Here is an 831-nt window from a genome sequence, read left to right as displayed (position 1 = left end):
TATGGTAAACGTGAAAAACGCTTAGTCGAACAAGTAGGAATGGCGAGAATGTGGGGTTTTAACCAATTGGTGATTGCAATTATTGATAAGCATGGTATTGAAGCTGCGGAGGGAATTCTAGAGGATTTACAACGGCATGCCACAGATACAGCAACTCTTTATATACAATCTGTGGAAAGTAAAAAAGCCCCATAGCATAGGACTTTTAACAGAAACACTACTTGATATGCACAAAAACAAGACTCAAATTCACCTTTGTATTTTGCCTTTCTCTTACTATAGCAGAAATTTGTTTCATGTCAAACAAGAAAAACTGTCATAGAAAGACAAAAAGACCTAACAAATAGGTCTTTTTGAATAGTTAGAACAATCAGCATAGAGCAAATAACTTCCATGAACACTATATATAGTATAACAATCGCTTTAAATCCAAACAAGTGGTAATTTGAAAAATATAATAAATATAATGCGAAATAAAGAAAGGATATTTTTTGAACTGTAGGTATAAAACATTACCAGAGGTCATTGGTGATATAAAGGGAATATGTTTGACAGAATAAAAAAGACCTGCTTTCGCAGGTTAGTAATCAGGGTATTTCGTGAACATGACATAACCATATTTTAACAGATGATAGATTAGAATACTAGTATTTTTTGAAAGAATATTCAGTTATTTACGCTTGGCCCAATCGATTCATTTCTGTGAGTCGTGGGCCCGAGCTTTTCATTGAGTTTCACATTTAGGATACCACAAAGTCTTTTTTACCACAATTAGGAGGGAAGTTTTTAAATGATAGAAAACCCAATGGTTTTACATAATGGATATGACAT

The 831-nt window shown here is 33.2% G+C and carries 1 protein-coding gene; it reads left to right on the top strand.

The window, feature by feature from the left end:
• The coding region (locus ACQRBL_RS32365; RefSeq protein WP_427736423.1) for a hypothetical protein at window positions 1–195 on the top strand (195 nt) is incomplete at its 5' end.
• Window positions 196–831 lie beyond the last annotated feature (636 nt).

The sequence above is a fragment of the Bacillus sp. AF62 genome, from assembly GCF_050312695.1.
In the GTDB taxonomy this organism is placed as follows: domain Bacteria; phylum Bacillota; class Bacilli; order Bacillales; family Bacillaceae_G; genus Bacillus_A; species Bacillus_A cereus.
The sequence above is the reverse complement of the archived record's forward strand: the minus strand, read 5'-3'. Positions and strand labels throughout refer to the sequence as shown.